Raw genomic sequence first — 19,805 nt, 5'->3', positions numbered from 1 at the left:
GGCGGCCGTCAGATCACCGGATCGTGCCCCAGCTCGATGTCGAACTCGCCGCGCCCGGTGCCCTCCAGCCGCAGCGGCCGGGCGGCCGGCGGGTAGCCGCTGGCGATCACGGTGAACTCGCCGCCGTCGAGATCGGTGAAGACATACGCGCCGTCGGGGCCGGTGGTGGCGGTGCCGACGACGTTGCCGGCCGGGTCGAGCAGGGTCACCCGGGCGTCGTGCACCGGGGCGCCGTCCGCCGTGCGCACCACACCGCGCACCTGTGCGCCGTGCGCCAGCCGGACCTCGTACCAGTTGCGGCTGCCGGGGACGACCTCCACCTGGAGGGCGGAGGGGCGGTGGTGGTCGGCGCTGACGGCCAGCGTGTAGCTGCCCGGGACCAGTTCGCCGAAGCTGAAGCCGCCGTCCTGGCCGGCCAGGCCCGAGGCCACGACCTCGCCCCGGACGTCGGTGGCCACGACCAGCGCGCCGGGCACCGGCTCGTCGCCCTTCTCCTCGCGCACCTCGCCGGACAGCCCCGCCGAACCGCTGAGCGTCAGATCGAAGTGCACCGGCTCGGCCGCCAGGACCAGGGTCGCCGCCTGCGGCTGCCGGGAGCCGGCGGAGCCGATCAGGACGTATGTCCCCGGGCCGGGCGCGGGCAGCTCATAGCCGCCGTCGGCCGCGGTCGAGGCCCGGCCGAGCTGCCGCCCGCCGACGTCGATCAGGGTGACCACGGCCTGCCCGACGGGGCTGCCGTTGCCGTCCCGTACGGATCCGCGGATGACGGGGCCGTCCGCCACGGGTGCAGCGGCGGCCACGGGGACCGCCTCCCCGGCCTGCTCCGGCACCGCGGCGACCTCGGCCGCGCTCTGCGTGCCCGTCGCCTCTTCGGTGGCGTCTCCGGTTGCCGCCCCGGTCGCGTCCCCGTTGGCCTCCGCATCCGCCTGCGCCCGCGCCTGGAGTCCGGACAGCTGCCGCAGCGGCACCTCCTTGACGAACAGCACCAGCAGGAAGGCCAGCGCGACCACGATCGCGCCCATCAGGAAGACGGTGTGCATCGAGTCGGCGAAGCCGCGCTTGAACGGCTCGGCCAGCCGCGGATCGAGGTGCTGGATGAACGACGAATCGCTGAGCACCCCGGAGGAGTTCCCGCCGCCGCCCTTGAGCATCTTCAGCACCGGCGCGTTGGCCGGATCGTGCAGCACCGCGGGGTCGTGCAGCGCGGCCTGGAAGCCGTGGGTCCGGGCGGCCGACCGGAACGCCGAGGCGATCTTGTCGCCGACCGTGCTGAACAGCACCGACAGGAAGATCGCGGTACCGGCGGTGGCGCCCATCTGCCGGAAGAAGGTGGACGAGGCGGTCGCCACGCCCATGTCCTTCGGCGGCACCGCGTTCTGCACCGCCAGCACCAGGGTCTGCATACAGCCGCCCAGGCCGAGGCCGAAGACGAGCATGTAGACCATGGTCTGCCACAGCGGGGTGTCCCACTGGACGCGGAAGTGGAACAGCAGCATCGCCGCGACCATCAGCGCGGTGCCGATGATCGGGAAGATCTTGTAGCGGCCGGTCTTGGCGGTGATCTGGCCGGACGCGATGGAGGCGATGAACATGCCCGCCATCAGCGGCAGCATCTCCAGGCCCGACCTGGTGGGGCTGGCGCCCTTCACGATCTGGAGGTACTGCGGGATCATCAGCATCCCACCGAACATCCCCATACCGATCAGCACGGACAGCAGGCTGGTCATGCTGAAGGTGCCGTTGCGGAACAGCCGCATCGGGATCAGCGCATCGTCGCCGATCCACCGCTCCACGAGGATCCAGGCGATGATGCCGACGGCGCCGACCCCGTAGCAGACCAGGGATCTGGTCGAGCCCCAGCCCCATTCGCGGCCCTGCTCGGCGACGAGCAGCAGCGGTACGACGCCGATGGCGATGGTGAGCGCGCCCCACCAGTCGATGCGGTGGTCGCGGCGGGTGTGCGGGATGTTGAGCACCTTGGCGACGACGAACAGCGCGATGATGCCGATCGGCACGTTGACCAGGAAGACCCAGCGCCAGCCGGTGATGCCCAGCAGCTGGTCCTGACCGGCCAGGGCGCCGCCGATCAGCGGTCCGGCGACGCTGGAGGTGGCGAAGGTGCCGAGCATGTAGCCCTGGTAGCGGGCGCGTTCGCGCGGCGGGACGATATCACCGATGATCGCCAGCGCCAGCGACATCAGACCGCCGGCCCCCAGGCCCTGGACCGCCCGGAAGGCGGCCAGTTCGGACATCGAGGTGGAGAAGGTGCACAGCACAGAGCCGACGACGAAAACGGTGATCGCGGTGAGGTAGTACGGCTTGCGGCCGTGCAGGTCGGACAGCTTGCCGTACAGCGGGGTGGCGATGGTCGAGGTGATCAGGTAGGCCGTGGTGGCCCACGCCTGCTGGCTGAGGCCGTGCAGATCGTCGGCGATGGTACGGATCGAGGTGCTGACGATGGTCTGGTCGAGCGCGGCGAGGAACATCCCCAGCATCAGACCGCTGAGGATGGTGAGGATCTGCCGGTGACTCAGACCCCCCGCGCCGGGTATCGCCGCGGGCTTGTCCGCCACGGGCGGCGAGGTGGAGGTGCTCATACGTGTGTGTCTCCCTGATCCACGGCGTCGCCCTGGTCTCCCCCTGGGAGCTGCCGTGCGTGTTGTTCTGCCAAGTCCTCGTTGAGCCGGCCCAGGAGCCGGATCAGATCGGCCCGGTCCTGGGGCGCCCACGGTTCGAGCAGCGCGGCCAGTTCGGCATCGCGCTGGCGCCGGTACTGCTCGAAGGCGGCCCGCCCCGCGTCGGTGGCGGTCAGCAGCGTCCCGCGGCGGTCCTCGGGATCCGGGCGCCGGGCCACCAGGCCCCGCTCCACCAGGGAGCGCACCTGCCGGCTGACCGTCGAAAGGTCCAGGAAGGCATCCGCGGCCAGATCGGTCGCCCTGCGGTCCCCGCCGACCACCAGGCGGGCCAGCAGGACCCGGTCGGCCGCACCGTTCTTGGCCCGCTGCTTCCACGCCGCGATCAGCCGCGAGAAGCGCACGATCTCCGTACCCAGCCCGGCGGCCGCGTCGGCCAGCCCCGAAGCGGCCGTGATCTGCGGGGTACCGGCCGGGTCACCGGGGCAGACCGTGCCGTCGCCCATCGTCATGTCCCCCGCCATCTCTGCTCGGTAGCACTGTCGATCGGATAAACATATTGCTTGTACCCAGCAAGTCTACTCACGGCCCGGACCGCGCTCGACCACCCCCTCCCCGATCGCCCGGCTGTGGGGCCGGCTTGCTTCCGCCGCGCAGGAGCCCCGTCAGGCCGCGAGGTGGTGGGCGAGGACGGCGTGCGGGTCGGTGCCGTCGCTGGTGTGGTCGGTGTGCACGGTGGCGGCGGTCAGCCGGGGAACGGCGTGGATCAGGGCGTGCTCGGCGGCGACCGCGAGTGCATGGGCCTGCACCACGGTCAGCCGGGCGTCGACGACGATGTCCGCCTCGGCCCGCAGGGCATGACCGACCCAGCGCATACGGACCTGCCCGACGCCGAGGACGCCGTCCACCTGGCGCAGCGCGTTTTCGGCGGTGTCGATGAGATCGGGGTCGACGGAGTCCATCAGGCGCCGGTAGACCTCGCGCGCCGCATCGCGCAGGACCATCAGGATCGCGGCGGTGATCAGCAGCCCGATGACCGGGTCGGCCGCGCGCAGGCCGAGGGCGGCGCCGCCCGCGCCGAGGAGGACGGCGAGGGAGGTGAACCCGTCGGTGCGGGCGTGCAGACCGTCGGCGACCAGGGCTGCGGAGCCGATCCGGCGGCCGGTGCGGATGCGGTAGCGGGCCACCCATTCGTTGCCGGCGAAGCCGACGACGGCGGCCACCGCCACCGCCCACAGGTGCGTGACCTCGCGCGGGTGCAGCATCCGGTCGATCGCCGCGTACCCGGCCAGCGCCGAGGAGGCCGCGATGGTCAGGACGATCGCGATACCGGCCAGGTCCTCGGCGCGGCCGTAGCCGTAGGTGTAGCGGCGGTTCGCCGCGCGCCGGCCGACGACGAAGGCGATGCCCAGCGGGACGGCGGTCAGGGCATCCGCCGCGTTGTGGATCGTGTCGCCGAGCAGCGCCACCGACCCGGACAGGGCGACGACCGCCGCCTGGACGACGGTCGTCAGGCCCAGGATGCCGAGCGAGAGCCACAGCGTGCGCATGCCCTCGCGCGAGGTCTCCATCGCCGCGTCGACCTTGTCCATGGCGTCGTGGCTGTGCGGGGTGACCAGGTGCGCGAGCCGGTGCCGCAGGCGCGCCCAACGGCGCCGGGGGTGGGCGTGATCGTGGCCGTGGCTGTGGCCCGCGCTGTGGTCGTGACCGTGGCCGTGCGGAGGGGTGTGGTTGCCTGCCATACGGCCACCATGGCACGCGGAGGCGATTGCGGCGACGCCTCTCATACGGGCGCTGACCAGCTGCGATGTCGTCGCAGATGCGTATGGGGGGCGCGGGCCCGGTGTCGTACGGGCCCGCGGGGTGTCATCCGGCCGGCTGGGCCACGGGCTGCTTCTCCCGCGACCGCGGCGCGGGCGGTGTGGGCGTCGGCCCCAGGGCCTTGAGCAGCGGACTCGTGACCGCGGTGGTGATCAGGGCCATCAGGACCAGCACCGTCAGCCCGGTCGCGCTGATCAGATGGAGCTGCCAGCCGATGCCCGCCACCACCAGTTCGGTGACGCCGCGGCAGTTCATCAGGGCGCCGAAGCGCAGCGCGTCGGTGCGGGGGAATCCCATCATCCGGGAGGCTCCGCCGGCTCCGACGATCTTGGTGAGGGTGGCCGCGACCAGGATTCCGGCGAACACCAGCCAGGGGCCGGGGTGCAGGCCGAGCGCACCGACCGAGACATGGAGCCCGACACCGGCGAAGAACAGCGGCAGCAGCACGGTCAGGGTGAAGCCCTGGAGCTGCTGGTTCATCCGGGCGGTGACCGTCGAATCGCGCGGGACGGCCGTACCGAAGAGGAACGCGCCGATGACCGGGTGCAGACCCAGCAGATGCGTGATGACGGCGTAGGCGATGGCACCGACCAGCAGCAGGGGCAACAGCCGTTCCCCGCCAGGGCGTTGCTCCGCCGTGCGGACGACCGCGGCGAGCAACGGGCGCACCACGAACACGGTGAGGGCGACCAGGGCCAGGGTGATGCCGACGGTCGTCGCGATGTGCAGGGTGCCGCCGGTGCCGGTCACGGCGAGGATGACGGTCAGGCCCAGCCAGGCGACGCCGTCCCCGACGGCCGCGGCGGCCAGCGAGAACGAGCCGAGCGGCGAGCGGTCCATGCCGAGGTCGACCAGGAGCCTGGCGAGCACCGGCAGCGCGGTGATCGACATGGCGAGGCCGAAGAAGCAGACATAGCCCGCGAACTGCGGCGCCGAGCCCTTCAGCATCGTCGGGGCGAGGGCCGCGATGCCGGTTCCGACGAGGAACGGCAGGCCCATTCCCCCGACGACGGCCGCGCCCAGCGCCTTGCGGCCCGTATGCTCCGTCTGCTCCGTCTGCTCCGTCTGCTCCGTCTGCTCCGTCTGCTCCAGGCTCAGTTCGCAGCCGAGCAGGAACATGAAGGTCACCAGGCCCAGTTGGGCCGCCATGTCGAGCGTGGAGGTGACTTCCTCGGGCAGCAGCCATGCCTGTCCCGCCGGCCAGATCCAGCCCAGCGCCGAGGGTCCCAGCAGCAGCCCGCCGAGGATCTCACCGATCACCAGGGGCTGGCCCAGCCTGCCGAGAAGTACGCCCAGCAGATGGCTGAGCAGCACGATCACCGCGACGGCCAGCAGAAAGCGGGCCATCGGGTCCACCGCGCCCGCGCCGCCGGAGACGGCCGGCGTCAGCATGGCGACTCCGCCGCACCGGCGCGGACCGGGGCCGGCCCGGCCAGATGCCGAGGGGCCGGGACGGCGCCGCCGGGCCAGGAGGCGAACCGGTGCGCCCCGTAGAGCAGCGGGGTCCCGGTGACCTGCACCAGGCCGGTGACCAGGCCCAGGACCAGCGTGTGGTCGCCGACCTCCGCCAGGTGGACGACCTGGCATTCGGCGGTCGCGAAGGCGTCCTCGCTCAGCCATGGCAGACCGGCCTGGGGAGACGGCCGCCAGACGGTCTGCGCGAACCGGTCCGGCACGGGTTTGGCGAAGGTCTCCGCGGTGTGCCGGGCCCGTTCGTGCAGCAGGTTCACGGCGAACGCGCCGCAGCCGCGCAGCGCTTGGAGGGTCTCGCCGCGGGTGGTGAGGCAGACCGACAGGATCGGTGGTTCGGCCGTGACGCTGGCCAGGGAGGTGCAGGTCAGGCCGCGTGGGTCCCCGTCCGGGCCGTGGGTGGTGACCACCGCGACGCCGGCGGGGAAGGCGCTCATCAGCGACCGGAAGTCGTTGACGGGCAGCGGCGCCGGGCCGTCGTCGGCGGTCTCCCACCGGACGGGAGGCGGGGCGGTGCGTGCGGCTGGGGACAGGGGCAGGCGGCTGGCCATGCGCGGTCGCCCTTCAGGAGAGAAGGTGGGCATACGGGGACGTGCGGCGCCGATGCCCGACCGCCGGTGGGGCGGGGGACGGGCATCAACGCACGGCGCAGGAGGACCGTGCTCAGCCGGCCTTGTTGATCGAGGCGAGGTACTCGTAGCAGCTGGGCAGGGAGTTGACCAGGCGCTCCGTGTCGGCCTTCAGGGCCGCCAGTTCCGCACGTGCCGCGGCCGGATCGAGGTGCGCGAGCGTCGGGCGCGGCCGGACCGGCTCATGGCCGAGGCCCATCAGCATCGTGATCCACGAGTACTGCTCGAAGCCGTGGTAGGCCGGGTAGATGGTGTGCTCGTCCAGGATGTGCGAGGAGGCGGTCTCCAGCCGTGCGGCGAGCCCGTCCGGGATGGGGCGGACCTTGGCCTCCTTCCAGTACGCGTTGTCGTCGCGCTCCGCGGCGCGGTAGTGCAGGACCAGGAACTCCTTGACGCCGTCGAGGACGTTGGCGACGCGGTCGTTGTAGTCCTTCATCAGCGCCGGGTCCCAGTGCTGGTCCGGGAAGTTCTTCACCAGCTGCTCGATGCCGTGCTGGATGAAGAAGATGCCGGTGGACTCCAGCGGTTCGACGAAGGCGCTGGACAGGCCGATGGCCACACAGTTGTTGACCCAGGAACGGCGGTTGCGGCCGATCCGCATGCGGATGTGGTTGGCCTCCAGGTCGTCCTGGCCCGGCGCGGCGAACTCGCGCAGGGTGCGCTCGGCCTCCTCGGGGGTGCAGAACTCATCCGAGTACACATAGCCGTTGCCGTTGCGGCCGAACAGCGGGATCGTCCAGATCCACCCCGCGTCCATCGCGGTCGCGGTGGTGTAGGGCCGCATGCCCTTGGTGGCCTGGTCCGGCTGCGGGACGCGCAGGGCGACCGCCCGGTTGTTGGGCAGCACGTCCTGGAAGGACTCGAAGGGCTCCTCCAGGGTCTGGTTGATCAGCAGTCCGCGGAAGCCGGTGCAGTCGATGAACAGGTCGCCGGAGATCTCCCCGTGCTCACGCGTGGTGACGTGGTCGATCCAGCCGCGCTGGTCGCGGGCGACGTCGACGACATCGTCCACGACGTGCCGCACGCCGCGGTCGGTGCCGTACTTGGTCAGGAACTTCGCGAGCAGCGAGGCGTCGAAGTGGTACGCGTAGGGGAACTGGTCGCGCTGGTCCTCCAGCGTCGAGCGGCCCAGGGAGCCGTCGAGGTCGCCGGCGAAGAGGGAGCCGTCGAGCATCCGCGGCGAGCGCTGGGCCTCGCACAGTGCGGGGGTGATGAAGCAGGAGCGGTCGAAGGGCTCGCTGCGGTCGCCCTCCAGCAGCCACCAGTCGGCGAGGGTGAATCCCTCGGCCGTCCGCAGCCGTTCGAAGGGGTGGTAGAAGTGGTGGCCCGGCTTGCGCCAGTTCTCGAAGCGGATGCCCAGCTTGTAGGAGCCCGCACACTCCGGAAGCCATTCCCGCTCGTCCAGGCCGAGGTAGTCGAAGAAGTGGCGGACGGTACTGAATGTCGCCTCTCCGACGCCGATGGTGGAGACCCGGTCGGATTCCACCAGCGTCACGTCAACGCGGTCCCCGAACGCCGCCTTGAGGTACGAGGCGCTCATCCATCCCGCGGTGCCACCGCCGACAATGACAACTGATTTGATCACGCTGAAACTCCTGCGTCGAAGAACGGAACCAGCCGGTCAGAGATGAGAGCTGGATCGTGCCGGCACGCCGAGCCGACAGTCCGGCCGGTTTGCCTGCGGCGAAGGTAGACAGCCGGGCTTTTCTTTCGTTATCGGCTCTTCACGGCCGACTTTTCGGGCACTTGGGGTCCGGGCGCACGGGGCGAACACCGAGGTCCTTCGGGGTGGACGGGCGCCGACGCGCCGCGCGGTGCGCCCTCTCCGGCGGGCTCCGCCCGTGTTAGGCGGCCGATACGGTGCCGATAGGTCCGGCTCCTACGGTGCGAGGGGATGACCGTGTACAGATCGACGAAGGAATGACAACCGTGTACCGGACCATGATGAAGTCCAAGATCCATCGCGCCACCGTGACGCAGGCCGATCTGCACTACGTGGGCTCGCTCACCGTGAGTGCGGACCTGATGGAGGCCGCCGATCTGCTCCCCGGAGAGCGGGTGGACATCGTGGACATCGACAACGGTGCGCGCCTGTCCACCTATGTCATCGAGGGCCCGCGCGACTCCGGGATCATCGGTATCAACGGCGCCGCCGCCCGGCTGATCAGCCCGGGAGACCTGGTGATCATCATCGCGTATGCGGCGGTGGACGACGCCGAGGCCCGCGAGCTCAAGCCCCGGGTGGTCTTCGTCGACGGGCAGAACAAGGTCCTCACCGAGGGCAGCGACCCCGCGGACGTCCCGGCCGACTCCGGTCTGCTGCGCGGGGACACCGTCACCGCATAACGCCCCCCGCACGACAACGTCCGCCGGCGGAGCAGGATTCCTGCTCCGCCGGCGGACGTGTGTCGGCCCTGTTCCGCGGCTGTGACTACGGAAGGTGGAAGAAGATCATCGGGTTGTGGTCGCTCTCCCGCACCGGCTCGCTCAGGCCCAGATCCGCCTTTACCGCCGCCAGTTGCTTCGTGACCTCCGGCGCCTTCGCGGTGGACGGCGTCAGGAACTCGACGTTCTTCTCGGCCAGCCACTTCATGACGACCGAGCCCTCGCTGAACGGCTTGGGCCGCCGGCCGTGGAAGACGTCGTGGACGCTGGTGGGCGTGCCCGAGGGAACCGCCGGGAAGAGGTTGTCGATGTACCAGTGGGCGAAGCGGGCGCCGTGGTCCGCGTCGATGAAGAGGTAGTCGGTCTTCTCGGTGGGGACCTTCTCCATGTGCTGCTTGACGTCACCCTTGGTGAACGTCCAGCGGTCCGCGGAGAGTTCCTCCGGAACGTTGCGCACCACGTTGTCGACGATGTCGAACGAGTACAGATGGCCGATGCCGTTGTCGCGCAGCGCGCTCAGGATCCACATCGTCGACCACCCGTAGAAGGTGCCGATCTCCACCACGACCTCGGGACGCAGATCGCGGAGCAGCAGATACGTCATCTCCGCTTCGTAGTCGTCGAGCTGGGCCTTCATCGCCTTGCCGCGGTCGCGCAGGAACTGCCGCTGGCTGTCGCGGACGGCGCGCAGGTCGTCCTGGTACTTCTGGTAGAGGCTGGCGACCTGTTCGACGGTTATGGATTCCATGTTCCCTCCACGGGGACGTTGCGTACGGATGGGGTTGGACTCTGGTTCAGGGGGAGGGCACGTGCGGTGCGCGCGCAGCTCAGTCATGGGAAACCTCCGCGCCCCGGCCGAGACCGATCAGGGCCAGATTGCGCAGCGGCAGACTTCCCGGTACGAGATAGCCGCTGTGGGCGGCGCCCCCGGCGGCGAACGGCCGGGCGCCGAAGGAGGCGGAGGTCGGGTCGGTGCCGAAGCCGAGGGTCGCACCGAAGACGTTCACGCTGACGTGGGGGGCGCCCGCGATCCAGTCGTCGGTGCCGCGGCCGGCCCACACCGGGACCCGCACGGGCAGGTCGGACACCGAGGTCAGGCTCATACCGGGGCTGCCGAAGACGGCGACGCCGGCGAGGCCGGACGCGGTGCGGGAGGTCATCCCGCCGAGGGCCTTGCCGCACACCACGGAGCCGTAGGAGTGGCACAGGAAGGTCACCTGTGCGCGGGTGTTGGCGGCCCGCAGCTGCCGCAACAGCGTCGTCAGCAGCCGGCCGCCCTCCTCCGCACGGGCGGTGGTGGCGATCTCCCGGCTCATCGTCCGGGGGGCGTGGTAGCCGTACCACGCAACCACGGCGACCGGCGCCTCGGAGAGGCGGTTCAGCTCCGCGTACAGCGAGCGGGCGCCGCCGCCGAGGGAAGCCTGGTGGGAACCGAGGTAGTCGAAGGTGTCGACGGTGGTGTCCGATCCCGGGACCAGGACCACGATCCGGTGTGCCGCGGCCAGGTCGCCGAGGACCTCCACGGCCTGTCCGTCGCCCTTCGGGCTGAAGGAGAGGAAGGTGCGGCCGGGGGAGTTCAGTTGCTCCAGGTGCCGCTCGCGGCCGGTGTCCCCCATACGCCGTGCCGCTTCCGCGGAGTCGGATATGTAGGTGCGGTTCGCGGCGTAGCGCGCGGTCAAGGTGTCGGCCTGTACGGCAGGCAGCCGTGGCGCGGCGGGGGCGCCGGCCGTCGACCGGGTCCCCGCACTGACCGACAGCACGATCGCTGCGGCGACGGCCACCATCAGACCGCCCCTCCCCCATCTTGCCGCTCGCACAGCCGCCGTTCCCTTCCACTCATTGTCCGACTGAGTGGAACCCTAGAATTCGCGGCCGGAAAGAACATCCCGCCCGAGAGCCAACTGGTCTGTAGCTCTCAGGTATGACCTGCACCAGCCGGGGCGCAGACACCCGGTTCGCCGACTGTACCCGAACGGGGCCGACGGGCGCCGCCACGTACCGGTAACGACTCCCGGAGCTCCGGCCGCCTTCGCAGCTCTCCCGGCTGCGCGGGGGCTGCGCACGGGTGCGGAGCGCACCGACACCCCATCTTTCAGGGGGAATTGGCGAACGATATCGCCTCGAATTCCCCGTACCCGCGTCCATGCACCCGTATCCCGCTCCCGTATCCCGCTCCCGTATCCCGCTCCCATCGGGAAATGTGACGCGGGACGCCCAACGGCTCGATATCGACACGATATTGACCCGATAAGGAATCAATACGAAGGTGATATCGAGGCGATATGGCTCTGTCATAGAATTTCTTGAGCAGAAGTCTGGCCGGACGGCCTGCCGGTAGTGTCTTCAGCCTGATCGCACCGCGCGCCCCGCCCCGTACCGGCGGGCGATACGGAACGCTTAAGTCCGCACGAAGACTCTCCCCGCCGGACATGGCCAGCGGGAATGCGAAGTTCTCAATCGCTCCCGGGAGGGCTAGTATCCAGAACTCCACATGAGCAACACCAGCACCACGAGCAGCTACCGCACGCGGGTCCTTGACCACGATCTGCGTGCCGTTGAGTCGCGAATGATCAGCTTCGGGGGGAAGCCATGGGGGAACAGCTCAAATTCACCATACTGGGTGCGCTCACGGTGACAATGGATGGACGGCGGATTGCCATTGGGGGCGCTCGGCAGCGCAGCATCCTCTCGCTGCTTTTACTGAATCCCGGCCGAATTGTCTCGGTCGACACACTGGTGGAGACCGTGTGGAACGGGCGGCCGCCCGCCACCGCGCGCACCCAGGTGGCGATCTGCATCGCCGCGCTGCGCAAGAGGTTCAAGTCCGAAGGCTGCGCCACCGACGTCATCGTCACGGCCCACCCGGGGTATCTCTTCGCGCTGGAGAACCACCACGTCGACGCCGTCGAGTTCGAGCAGCTCACCGCGAGGGCCCAGGAGGCCGTCCGGGAGCACCGTACGGCGGATGCGGCGCAGTGGTACGAGGAGGCGCTCGCCCTGTGGCGGGGACCGGCGCTCGCGGGGGTGGCCGGCACGCTGGTGGAGGACGAGATGGAGCGTCTGGAGGAACTCCGGCTCGCCACCTTCGACGCCTATGTGGCCGTCAAGTTGGAACTCGGCCACCATCGGGACCTCCTGCCGGACCTGCTCTCCGTCGTCCGGGACCACCCGCTGCGCGAGCGTGCCCGCGGCGCGCTGATGCTGGCCCAGTACCGGGTCGGCCGGCGGGCGGAGGCCATGGAGACGTTCCGGGAAGGGCGGGAGCAGTTCGTACGGGGCCTCGGCCTGGAGCCGGGGCCCGAACTGCAACGGCTGCACGATGCGATCCTGCGGGACGACCCCGCGCTCGCCGTGCCCGCGGCGGCACCCGCCGGCCCCACCGAGGAGCGTGGCACACCCATCGAACTGCCCGCCGGCGTCCCCGACTTCGGCGGCCGGGCCGCGCAGCTCGCCGCGCTCGACGGCCTCCTGCACGACCAGGGGGAGCCGGGGCCGCTCGCGGCGGGGCTGATCACCGGCAGCCCGGGGGTGGGAAAGACGGGCCTGGCCGTCCATTGGGCGCACCAGGTCGCCGACCGCTTCCCCGACGGTCTGCTGTTCGCCGATATGCGGGGGCACGACGAGACCCACGACCCCGCCACCGCCGAGGCGGTGCTCGGCTGGTTCCTGCGGTCCCTGGGCGTCCCGGAGGCGGACGTCCCCGACGACTTCCACCAGCGGATCGCGCTCTACCGCAGCCTGCTGGCCGACCGCCGGGTGCTGATCGTGCTGGACGACGTCCGGACGTTCGATCAGATCCAGGCCCTGATTCCCGGCAGTTCGCGCTCCTGTGTCCTGGTGACCAGCCGCGGGCAGGTGGAGGCGCTGATGGTCCGCCACGGTGCGGTCCGTATCGACCTCGATGCGCTGTCCCGGCAGGAGTCGACCGAGCTGCTGGCGCGCATCATCGGCGAGGAACGGGTGAGCGCGGCCGGTCCGGAGGCCGAGCGGCTCGTCGAGCTGTGCGACCGGCTGCCGCTGACCGTCCGGATCGCCGCGGCGAAACTGGCGGCCAAACCGCACTGGCCGGTCGGGCACCTGGTCTCCCGGCTCGACAACGAGCGTCTGCGGCTGGACGAACTCAGCTCGGGCGAGTCCCCGGTACGGTCCGGTTTCGAGCTCACCTACCGGTCCCTGCCGTGGCAGGCCGCGGTGCTCTATCAGCGGCTCGGGCTGCTGGACGCACCGGACTTCGCGAGCTGGGTGGGGGCGGCGCTGCTCGACGAGCACACCGATACGGCGGAGCGTCTGATGGAACGGCTGGTCGACGCCCACCTCCTGCACACCGCGGGTTTCGATGCCACCGGTCAGCCGCGCTACCGCTTCCGCGGGCTCTCCCGGCTCTTCGCACGGGAGGTCGCGCAGCGGGACGGCGACGACACGGAGCTGCGGGAGGCATTGGGCCGGGCCTTCCGCTGCTGGCTGACGATCGCCGAGCACGCCCGCCGGCAGGAGAGCGGCCACGGCAGCCCGCCGCTGCGCGCTTCCGTACTGCGCCGGCTGATCGACCCGGCCATGCTCGACAAGCTGACGGCCTCGCCGTCCGACTGGCTGGCCGCCGAGCGGCCCGCCCTGATCTCCGTGATCGACCAGGCCACGCTGTGCGGTATGGACGGACTCGGCCGGGATCTCACGGCGACGCTGATGGGGCCCTGGGCGTCCAGCCGTTGCGGCTGACGGGGCGGGTGGCCGAGGGCGAGATCTCGTGGTGGGGAAAACCCCACCACGAGATCTGGCCCTACCCGTCATGACCTGCCCGGATGCAGTAGCGGAAAATAGGGAATGTGCTGATACATAACGGGGAGAAGAAGCTGGCCGCCGCATCCGTGTGGCGGACCGTTCAGGGGTGGGACCGCCGAGTGGTCTGGGGCGCGGGATGGCTGCTGGCGGCCGGATTCGCGGCCGCGCTCGCATTCTCGACGCACCTGGAGACCCATCGGTCGTGGGGACTGTGCGCCGGGGTGGGATATGCGGGGGCGGCGCTGGCCGGATGTCTGCTGCCCCGGCCGCGTGCGCGTTCCGTGGCGCTGGCATGCGCGCTGACCGGGGCCGTCGTCCTGCCGCTGCTGTACCTGGTCCTGACCGGCCGGGCGCAGAGCGAGGTCGGGGTGATCGAGCGTTCCGGACTGCTGCTGATCAGCCAGGGCACGCCTTATCTGCCGCACCCGCAGAACGTCACGGAGTACACGCCGTATCTGCCCGGGATGGCGGTGTTCGGGGTGCCGAGGGCGCTGCTGGGTGACCAGAACGGGGTGACGCACCTGCTGGGCGATGCCCGTCTGTGGTGCGCGGCGGTGTTTCTGCTCTGCCTTCAGGCGGGGCGGGTGGTGCTGCGACGACGGTCCTGGGGCGGCTCCGGCCACTCCCCCGGCCACGGCGCCCGGTACCGGATGGCGATGACGGCGCTGGTGGCCTCTCCCGTGGTGGCGATGCCGCTGTGCGTCAGCGGCGTCGATCTCCCGCTGACCGGGCTGTGCGGTCTGGGACTTGCGCTGGCGGTGCGCCGTAGGCCGCTGGCGGCGGGGCTGGTGCTCGCCGTCGCCTGCTCCCTGAAGTGGACGGCGCTGCCGGCCGTCGCGGTCGCGGTGTCCGTGCTCGCGGCCGCGGGCGGGCTCCGGCCGGCCCTGCGGTGTGCGGGGGCCTCCCTGGCCGGCACGCTGGTGCTCGTGCTTCCCGGCGCGCTGCTCTCCCCCGCGGCGATGGTGGAGCAGGTACTGGCGTTTCCGACGGGGCAGGGCGCGGTGCGCACCCCGGCCGACAGTCCCCTGCCGGGGCATCTGATCGCGGAACTCGTGCCCGGCGGCTGGTATGTGACGGTCGGCCTGCTCCTGCTGGGAGCGGTGGCGGTGACCGTCTCGCTCGTCCTGTGGCCGCCGTCCGGCATCGTCGCGGCCGTGGACCGGCTGTCGGCCGGTCTGAGCGTGGCCTTCCTGCTCGCGCCCGCCGGACGGTTCGGCTATCTGGCGCTGCCGCTGGTGCTGATGGTGTGGGCGCGGTGGGCCGACGGAACGCGGCAGCCACGGACGGTCGCGCGGTCGGCCGTACTCTGCGGCCCGCTGCCGCGCTTCCAGGCGGCGTCGCCCCGTCCTTGAGCGGCCGTCGTCCGGGAGGGCGGCGCGACCGCGCCGCCCTCCGCCCGCGTCACCCGAGGGCGGTGAGCCGCTCGCGGATGTCGCGGAGCAACTCGGCCTCGTTCGGAACGAGATAGAAGTGGTCGCCGGTGAACCCGCGCACCTCGAAGCCGGCCGTGGTCAGCTCCGTCCACGCCCGGACGTCGTCGGGGGTGGGCCCGGGGTCGTTCTCCCCGAAGTAGGCGATGACGGGGACGTCGACGGCGGGGGCCTTGGCGCCGTCCACATACGCTTCGAGCAGCCGGTAGTCCGCCCGGATCGGCGGCAGGACCAGATCGCGCAGCTCGGGGTCCAGCAGCAGCTCCGCCCCGGGGCCGCCCAGTTGGCTGACCTTGGCCTGGAGTTCCTCATCGGTGAGGTCGCCGGTGGTCAGACGCCGCAGACGGTGCGGTGCGGCCCGGCCGGAGACGAGCAGCGCCGCCGGGCCCGTCGCCCCGCGCTCCGCGAGCAGGGCCGCGACCTCGTGTGCCACGGACGCCCCCATGCTGTGGCCGAAGAAGACGGTGCGCGGCGTCATGGAGGGGGTCAGCGCATCGGCGAGCTGACCGGCGAGCTCCGCCATGCTCGTGCTGTCGGGCTCGGCGATGCGCTCCTCCCGGCCCGGATAACGCACCGCGCTCACCTCCCAGTCGGCGGGAAGGTGCTGGTGCCAGGCGCGGAAGAAACTCGCGGTGCCGCCGGCGTGCGGGAAGCAGACGAGCCGCAGCCGGGGTGAGGCCACCGGTCGGAACGTCCGCAGCCACCGGGTGGAGAGCGAGCCGGAAGAAAGAGGCATACGCGGGAGCCTAGGGACCGGAGTTATCGGCGGCCTATCGCCCGCCCCGGCCGTTCCCGTATGCCGCGTTCTGCCAGGTCACACCGCGAAGTGCCAGCGATAACGAGACGAAAGGTGAGCCACTTACCTTCACAGACTGGCGTACTACGCGGGGACTTGCGGGAGTGGTGAGGACCCTTCGTGCCGCGCCGGGTCACCAGATCGCGGGCCGAGCCCTCATACGCGCCCATGGCCTCATTACGAACGCACTAGGAGTCAGCGGCATGGCTGGAGCATCGATGCACGGTTCTGAGATGCACGGTTCTGATCTGCCGGGCGGGCAGCTTCCTGCCACGGACACGGCGGACCTCCTGCGTGTGTTGGCCGAGTGGAACGACACCGCGTGCGAGGTGCCCGCGCTGAGCCTGCGGGAACTGTTCGAGGCCCAGGTCGCGTTGACGCCCGACGCCGACGCGGTGATCTGCGGCGAGACCCGGCTGTCGTACGCGGAGCTGAACTCCCGGGCGAACCGGCTGGCGCGCCGGCTGGTCGCGCGCGGCGCCGGGCCGGAGAGCTATGTGGCGGTGGCCCTGCCGCGGACGGTGGAACTGCCGGTGGCGCTGCTGGCGGTCGTGAAGACCGGCGCGGCCTATCTGCCCGTCGACCCCGGTCATCCGGCCGACCGTATCGGCCACATCCTGTCCGACGCGCGTCCCGTCTGTGTGCTGGCCGCCACGAGCACCGTGGCGAACCTGCCCGTCGACGCCGACCGCCTCCTGATCACCGACGACGAGCCGACCCGGGACGCCCTCACGAACCTTCCGGACACCGACCTGACGGACGGCGAACTCCTCGGGAACCGCTCGCTCGGCCACCCCGCGTACGCCATCTACACCTCCGGGTCCACCGGCCGCCCCAAGGGCGTGGTGATCACGACCGGAAACTTCGTCAACTTCCTGGCGGCGATGAAGGACCTGATCGCGCCGCGGCCCTCGGACCGGTTCCTCGCCGTGGCGACGGTCGCCTTCGACATCGCGGGCCTGGACATCCACCTGCCGCTGATCTCGGGCGCCTCGGTGGTGATCGCCACCTCTGAGCAGGTACGCGACGCCGCACAGCTGGCCGAGCTGCTCACCGCCTCCGGCGCGACCCTCATGCAGGCGACGCCCTCACTGTGGCAGGGCTTGGTCTCCCAGTACCCCGACGCCCTGCGCGGGCTGCGGATCCTCGTCGGCGCGGAGGCCATGCCGCCCGCCCTGTCGCGCCGGATGACCGAACTCGCCGCGTCCGTCACCAACCTCTACGGCCCGACGGAGACCACCGTCTGGTCGACGTTCGCCGACGTCACCGGTGACGGGGCCGCGCCCATCGGCCGGCCGATCGGCAATATGCAGATGCATGTCCTGGACTCGGCGCTGCGCCCCGTCCCGGTGGGCACCCCCGGAGAGCTCTACATCACCGGTCACGGACTGGCCCGGGGCTATCTCAACCAGCCCGGGATGACGGCCGGACGCTTCGTGGCGAGCCCGTTCGGCGCCCCCGGCGCGCGGATGTACCGCACCGGCGACCTGGCGAAGTGGCGGGCGGACGGGCAGCTGGACTACCTGGGCCGGGTCGACTTCCAGGTCAAGGTCCGCGGCTACCGCATCGAGCTCGGCGAGATCGAGTCGGTGATCCTCGCGGATGCGCGCGTGGCCCAGTGCGTGGTCATCGTCCGTGAGGACCGGCCCGGTGACCAGCGGATCACCGCCTACGTCGTCCCGGTCGACGCCGACGTGCAGCTGGACACGGCCGGCCTGCGGGACCGGGCGGCGCGTGCGCTGCCCGCGTACATGGTCCCCGCCTCCTTCCTTCAGCTCGGTTCCTTCCCCCTCAACCCGAACGGCAAGGTGGACCGCAAGGCCCTCCCGGCACCCGAGCTGTCCGCCACGCCCGCCGCGCGCCGTCCGCGCACCGCACGGGAGGAGATCCTCTGCGGCTTCTTCGGCGAGGTCCTCGGCGTGGAGCGGGTCGGGATCGACGACAACTTCTTCGACCTCGGCGGACACTCCCTCCTCGCCACCCGCCTCATCAGCCGCATCCGCACCACGTTCGGCGCCGAACTCGCCGTCCGTGACCTCTTCGAGGCCCCGACGGTCGCCGGTGTCGCCGACCGGCTCGACGACGCCGCCGGGGCGCGGGCCGCGCTGGCCCCGGTGGAGCGGCCCGAGCGCGTACCGCTGTCGTTCGCGCAGCGGCGGCTGTGGTTCCTCCACCAGCTGGAGGGACCGAGCGCGACGTACAACCTGCCGATGGCGCTGCGGCTGTCCGGGACGGTGGACCTCGACGCACTGCGCACGGCGACGGCGGATCTGGTGGACCGCCACGAGTCCCTGCGCACCGTCTTCCCCGAGACCGACGGCGTCCCGCACCAGCGGGTGCTGACCGGCGACGCCGCCCGGCCCGTGATCCAGGTCGTCCACACCACCCGCGACGACGTCGCCACGGCGATCGAGGAAGCGGCCGGCCACCTCTTCGATCTGTCGGCCGAACTGCCGCTGCGCATCTGGCTGTTCACCACGGCGCCCGATCAGCACGTGCTGCTCGTCCTGACCCATCACATCGCCGGCGACGGCTGGTCGACGGACCCGTTCATCCGCGATCTGTCGGCCGCCTATACGGCCCGCTGCGAGGGCACGGCACCGCAGTGGGCGCCGCTGCCGGTCCAGTACGCGGACTACACGCTGTGGCAGCGCGAGGTCCTGGGCGACGAGAACGACCCCGACAGCGTCATCGCCGGGCAGACGGCCTACTGGCAGGACCAACTTGCCGCGCTTCCCCAGCAGTTGGAACTCCCCACCGACCGCCCGCGGCCCGCGGTGGCCAGCCACCAGGGCGACACCCTCCCCTTCGCCTGGGACGCCGGCCTGCACGAGGGCATCACCCGCCTGGCGCGAGAGAACCAGGCGAGTGTGTTCATGGTCGTGCAGGCCGCACTGGCGACCCTGCTGACCCGCCTCGGCGCCGGCACCGACATCCCCCTCGGCTCGGCCATCGCCGGACGCACCGACGACGCGCTCGACGACCTCGTCGGGTTCTTCGTCAACACGCTGGTGCTGCGCACCGACACCTCCGGCAACCCGACCTTCGCCGAGCTCCTCGCGCGGGTACGCGAGACGGACCTCGCGGCGTACAGCCACCAGGACGTGCCGTTCGAGCGGCTGGTGGAGATCGTCAACCCCACCCGTTCCCTGGCGCACCACCCGCTCTTCCAGGTGATGCTCACCTTCCAGAACAACGACGCCGCGGTGCGGCTGCCCGGACTGACGGCAGAGGACTACGCGCTGGGGATGGCGTCGGCCAAGTTCGACCTGTCCTTCGATGTGGAGGAGCAGCACGACGGGGCGGGTGTGCCCGCGGGGATGCGGGGGTCGGTGGAGTTCGCCACCGATCTCTTCGACCGCGGGAGCGCCCAGGCGATTGCTGCCCGGCTGGAGCGCCTGCTGCGGGCGGTCGTGGCGGACGCCTCTCGTCCGCTCGCGGAGATCGACATTCTTGCGGCGGAGGAGCGGGAGCAGCTGGTCAACGGCTGGAACGCCACTGGCCGCGATGTCCCCGATGCGACGCTTGCCGAGCTGTTCGAGGCGCAGGTGGCGCGCACCCCGGATGCTGCGGCGCTGGAGCACGAGGGTGCCCGGCTGACGTACGCCGAGCTCAACGCCCGAGCCAACCAGCTCGCCCACCACCTGATCGCCCAGGGCGTCGGCCCGGAGCGGTTCGTTGCCATCGCGCTGCCCCGTTGCGTCGAGGCTGCGGTGGCGATCCTTGCCGTCACCAAGGCGGGAGCTGCGTATCTGCCCATCGACCCGGACTACCCCGTCGACCGGATCGCCTACGTCCTTGGCGATGCGCGGCCCGCACTGCTCATCACCGACGAGAAGACCGCCGGGCGGATACCCGACAC

13 protein-coding genes are annotated in these 19,805 nt (G+C 71.1%); 4 read left to right on the top strand and 9 right to left on the bottom strand.

The window, feature by feature from the left end:
* Window positions 1–8: 8 nt before the first annotated feature.
* The 6 genes from SNA_RS14905 to SNA_RS14880 form a co-directional block, all read right to left on the bottom strand.
* Window positions 9–2,597 (bottom strand): MFS transporter, encoded by a 2,589-nt coding sequence (locus tag SNA_RS14905; protein WP_044365372.1) that lies wholly within the window; start codon window positions 2,595–2,597, stop codon window positions 9–11.
* Window positions 2,594–3,157 carry a MarR family winged helix-turn-helix transcriptional regulator gene (locus SNA_RS14900; protein ID WP_241779658.1) on the bottom strand — a complete coding sequence of 188 codons (564 nt, stop codon included), beginning with the start codon at window positions 3,155–3,157 and terminating at the stop codon, window positions 2,594–2,596. Before SNA_RS14900 ends, SNA_RS14905 begins: the two co-directional genes overlap by 4 nt.
* Before the next feature lie 141 nt (window positions 3,158–3,298).
* Window positions 3,299–4,375: a cation diffusion facilitator family transporter gene (locus SNA_RS14895; RefSeq protein WP_044365371.1), complete on the bottom strand. Its 1,077-nt coding sequence runs from the start codon at window positions 4,373–4,375 to the stop codon at window positions 3,299–3,301.
* 124 nt (window positions 4,376–4,499) lie between these two features.
* The gene (locus SNA_RS14890) at window positions 4,500–5,846 is read right to left on the bottom strand and encodes a cation:proton antiporter (protein ID WP_044365370.1); all 1,347 of its coding nucleotides are present in this window, start codon (window positions 5,844–5,846) and stop codon (window positions 4,500–4,502) included.
* The gene (locus tag SNA_RS14885; protein WP_104531975.1) at window positions 5,840–6,475 is read right to left on the bottom strand and encodes a flavin reductase family protein; all 636 of its coding nucleotides are present in this window, start codon (window positions 6,473–6,475) and stop codon (window positions 5,840–5,842) included. Before SNA_RS14885 ends, SNA_RS14890 begins: the two co-directional genes overlap by 7 nt.
* Window positions 6,476–6,587: 112 nt before the next feature.
* Window positions 6,588–8,138, bottom strand: a complete 1,551-nt coding sequence (locus SNA_RS14880; protein WP_030073051.1) for a tryptophan halogenase family protein — start codon at window positions 8,136–8,138, stop codon at window positions 6,588–6,590.
* 344 nt (window positions 8,139–8,482) lie between these two features.
* Here SNA_RS14880 and panD point away from each other — a divergent pair, with 344 nt between their 5' ends.
* Complete coding sequence (gene panD, locus SNA_RS14875; protein WP_030073053.1) at window positions 8,483–8,899, top strand: aspartate 1-decarboxylase; 417 nt, start codon at window positions 8,483–8,485, stop codon at window positions 8,897–8,899.
* Between the two features lie 85 nt (window positions 8,900–8,984).
* On the opposite strand, the gene SNA_RS14870 is transcribed toward panD, so the two are convergent.
* The gene (locus tag SNA_RS14870; RefSeq protein WP_030073055.1) at window positions 8,985–9,686 is read right to left on the bottom strand and encodes a class I SAM-dependent methyltransferase; all 702 of its coding nucleotides are present in this window, start codon (window positions 9,684–9,686) and stop codon (window positions 8,985–8,987) included.
* 79 nt (window positions 9,687–9,765) lie between these two features.
* Entirely contained in the window at window positions 9,766–10,722 is a 957-nt protein-coding gene (locus tag SNA_RS14865; RefSeq protein WP_044365369.1) for an alpha/beta hydrolase, read from the bottom strand.
* A gap of 805 nt (window positions 10,723–11,527) precedes the next feature.
* Here SNA_RS14865 and SNA_RS14860 point away from each other — a divergent pair.
* Together SNA_RS14860 and SNA_RS14855 are read left to right on the top strand one after the other, a co-directional pair.
* Window positions 11,528–13,654, top strand: coding sequence for a BTAD domain-containing putative transcriptional regulator (locus tag SNA_RS14860; RefSeq protein ID WP_078969919.1), 2,127 nt, complete (start codon window positions 11,528–11,530; stop codon window positions 13,652–13,654).
* Between the two features lie 107 nt (window positions 13,655–13,761).
* Window positions 13,762–15,069, top strand: coding sequence for a glycosyltransferase 87 family protein (locus SNA_RS14855; protein ID WP_241779657.1), 1,308 nt, complete (start codon window positions 13,762–13,764; stop codon window positions 15,067–15,069).
* A gap of 49 nt (window positions 15,070–15,118) precedes the next feature.
* On the opposite strand, the gene SNA_RS14850 is transcribed toward SNA_RS14855, so the two are convergent.
* Complete coding sequence (locus tag SNA_RS14850; protein ID WP_030074030.1) at window positions 15,119–15,883, bottom strand: thioesterase II family protein; 765 nt, start codon at window positions 15,881–15,883, stop codon at window positions 15,119–15,121.
* Between the two features lie 293 nt (window positions 15,884–16,176).
* On the opposite strand from SNA_RS14850, the gene SNA_RS14845 reads away from it, so the two are divergent.
* A partial coding sequence (locus SNA_RS14845) for an amino acid adenylation domain-containing protein (RefSeq protein WP_241779656.1) occupies window positions 16,177–19,805 on the top strand: 3,629 nt, incomplete at its 3' end.

Source organism: Streptomyces natalensis ATCC 27448, from assembly GCF_000935125.1.
Taxonomy (GTDB): domain Bacteria; phylum Actinomycetota; class Actinomycetes; order Streptomycetales; family Streptomycetaceae; genus Streptomyces; species Streptomyces natalensis.
This window is presented reverse-complemented; position numbering and strand designations above follow the sequence as displayed.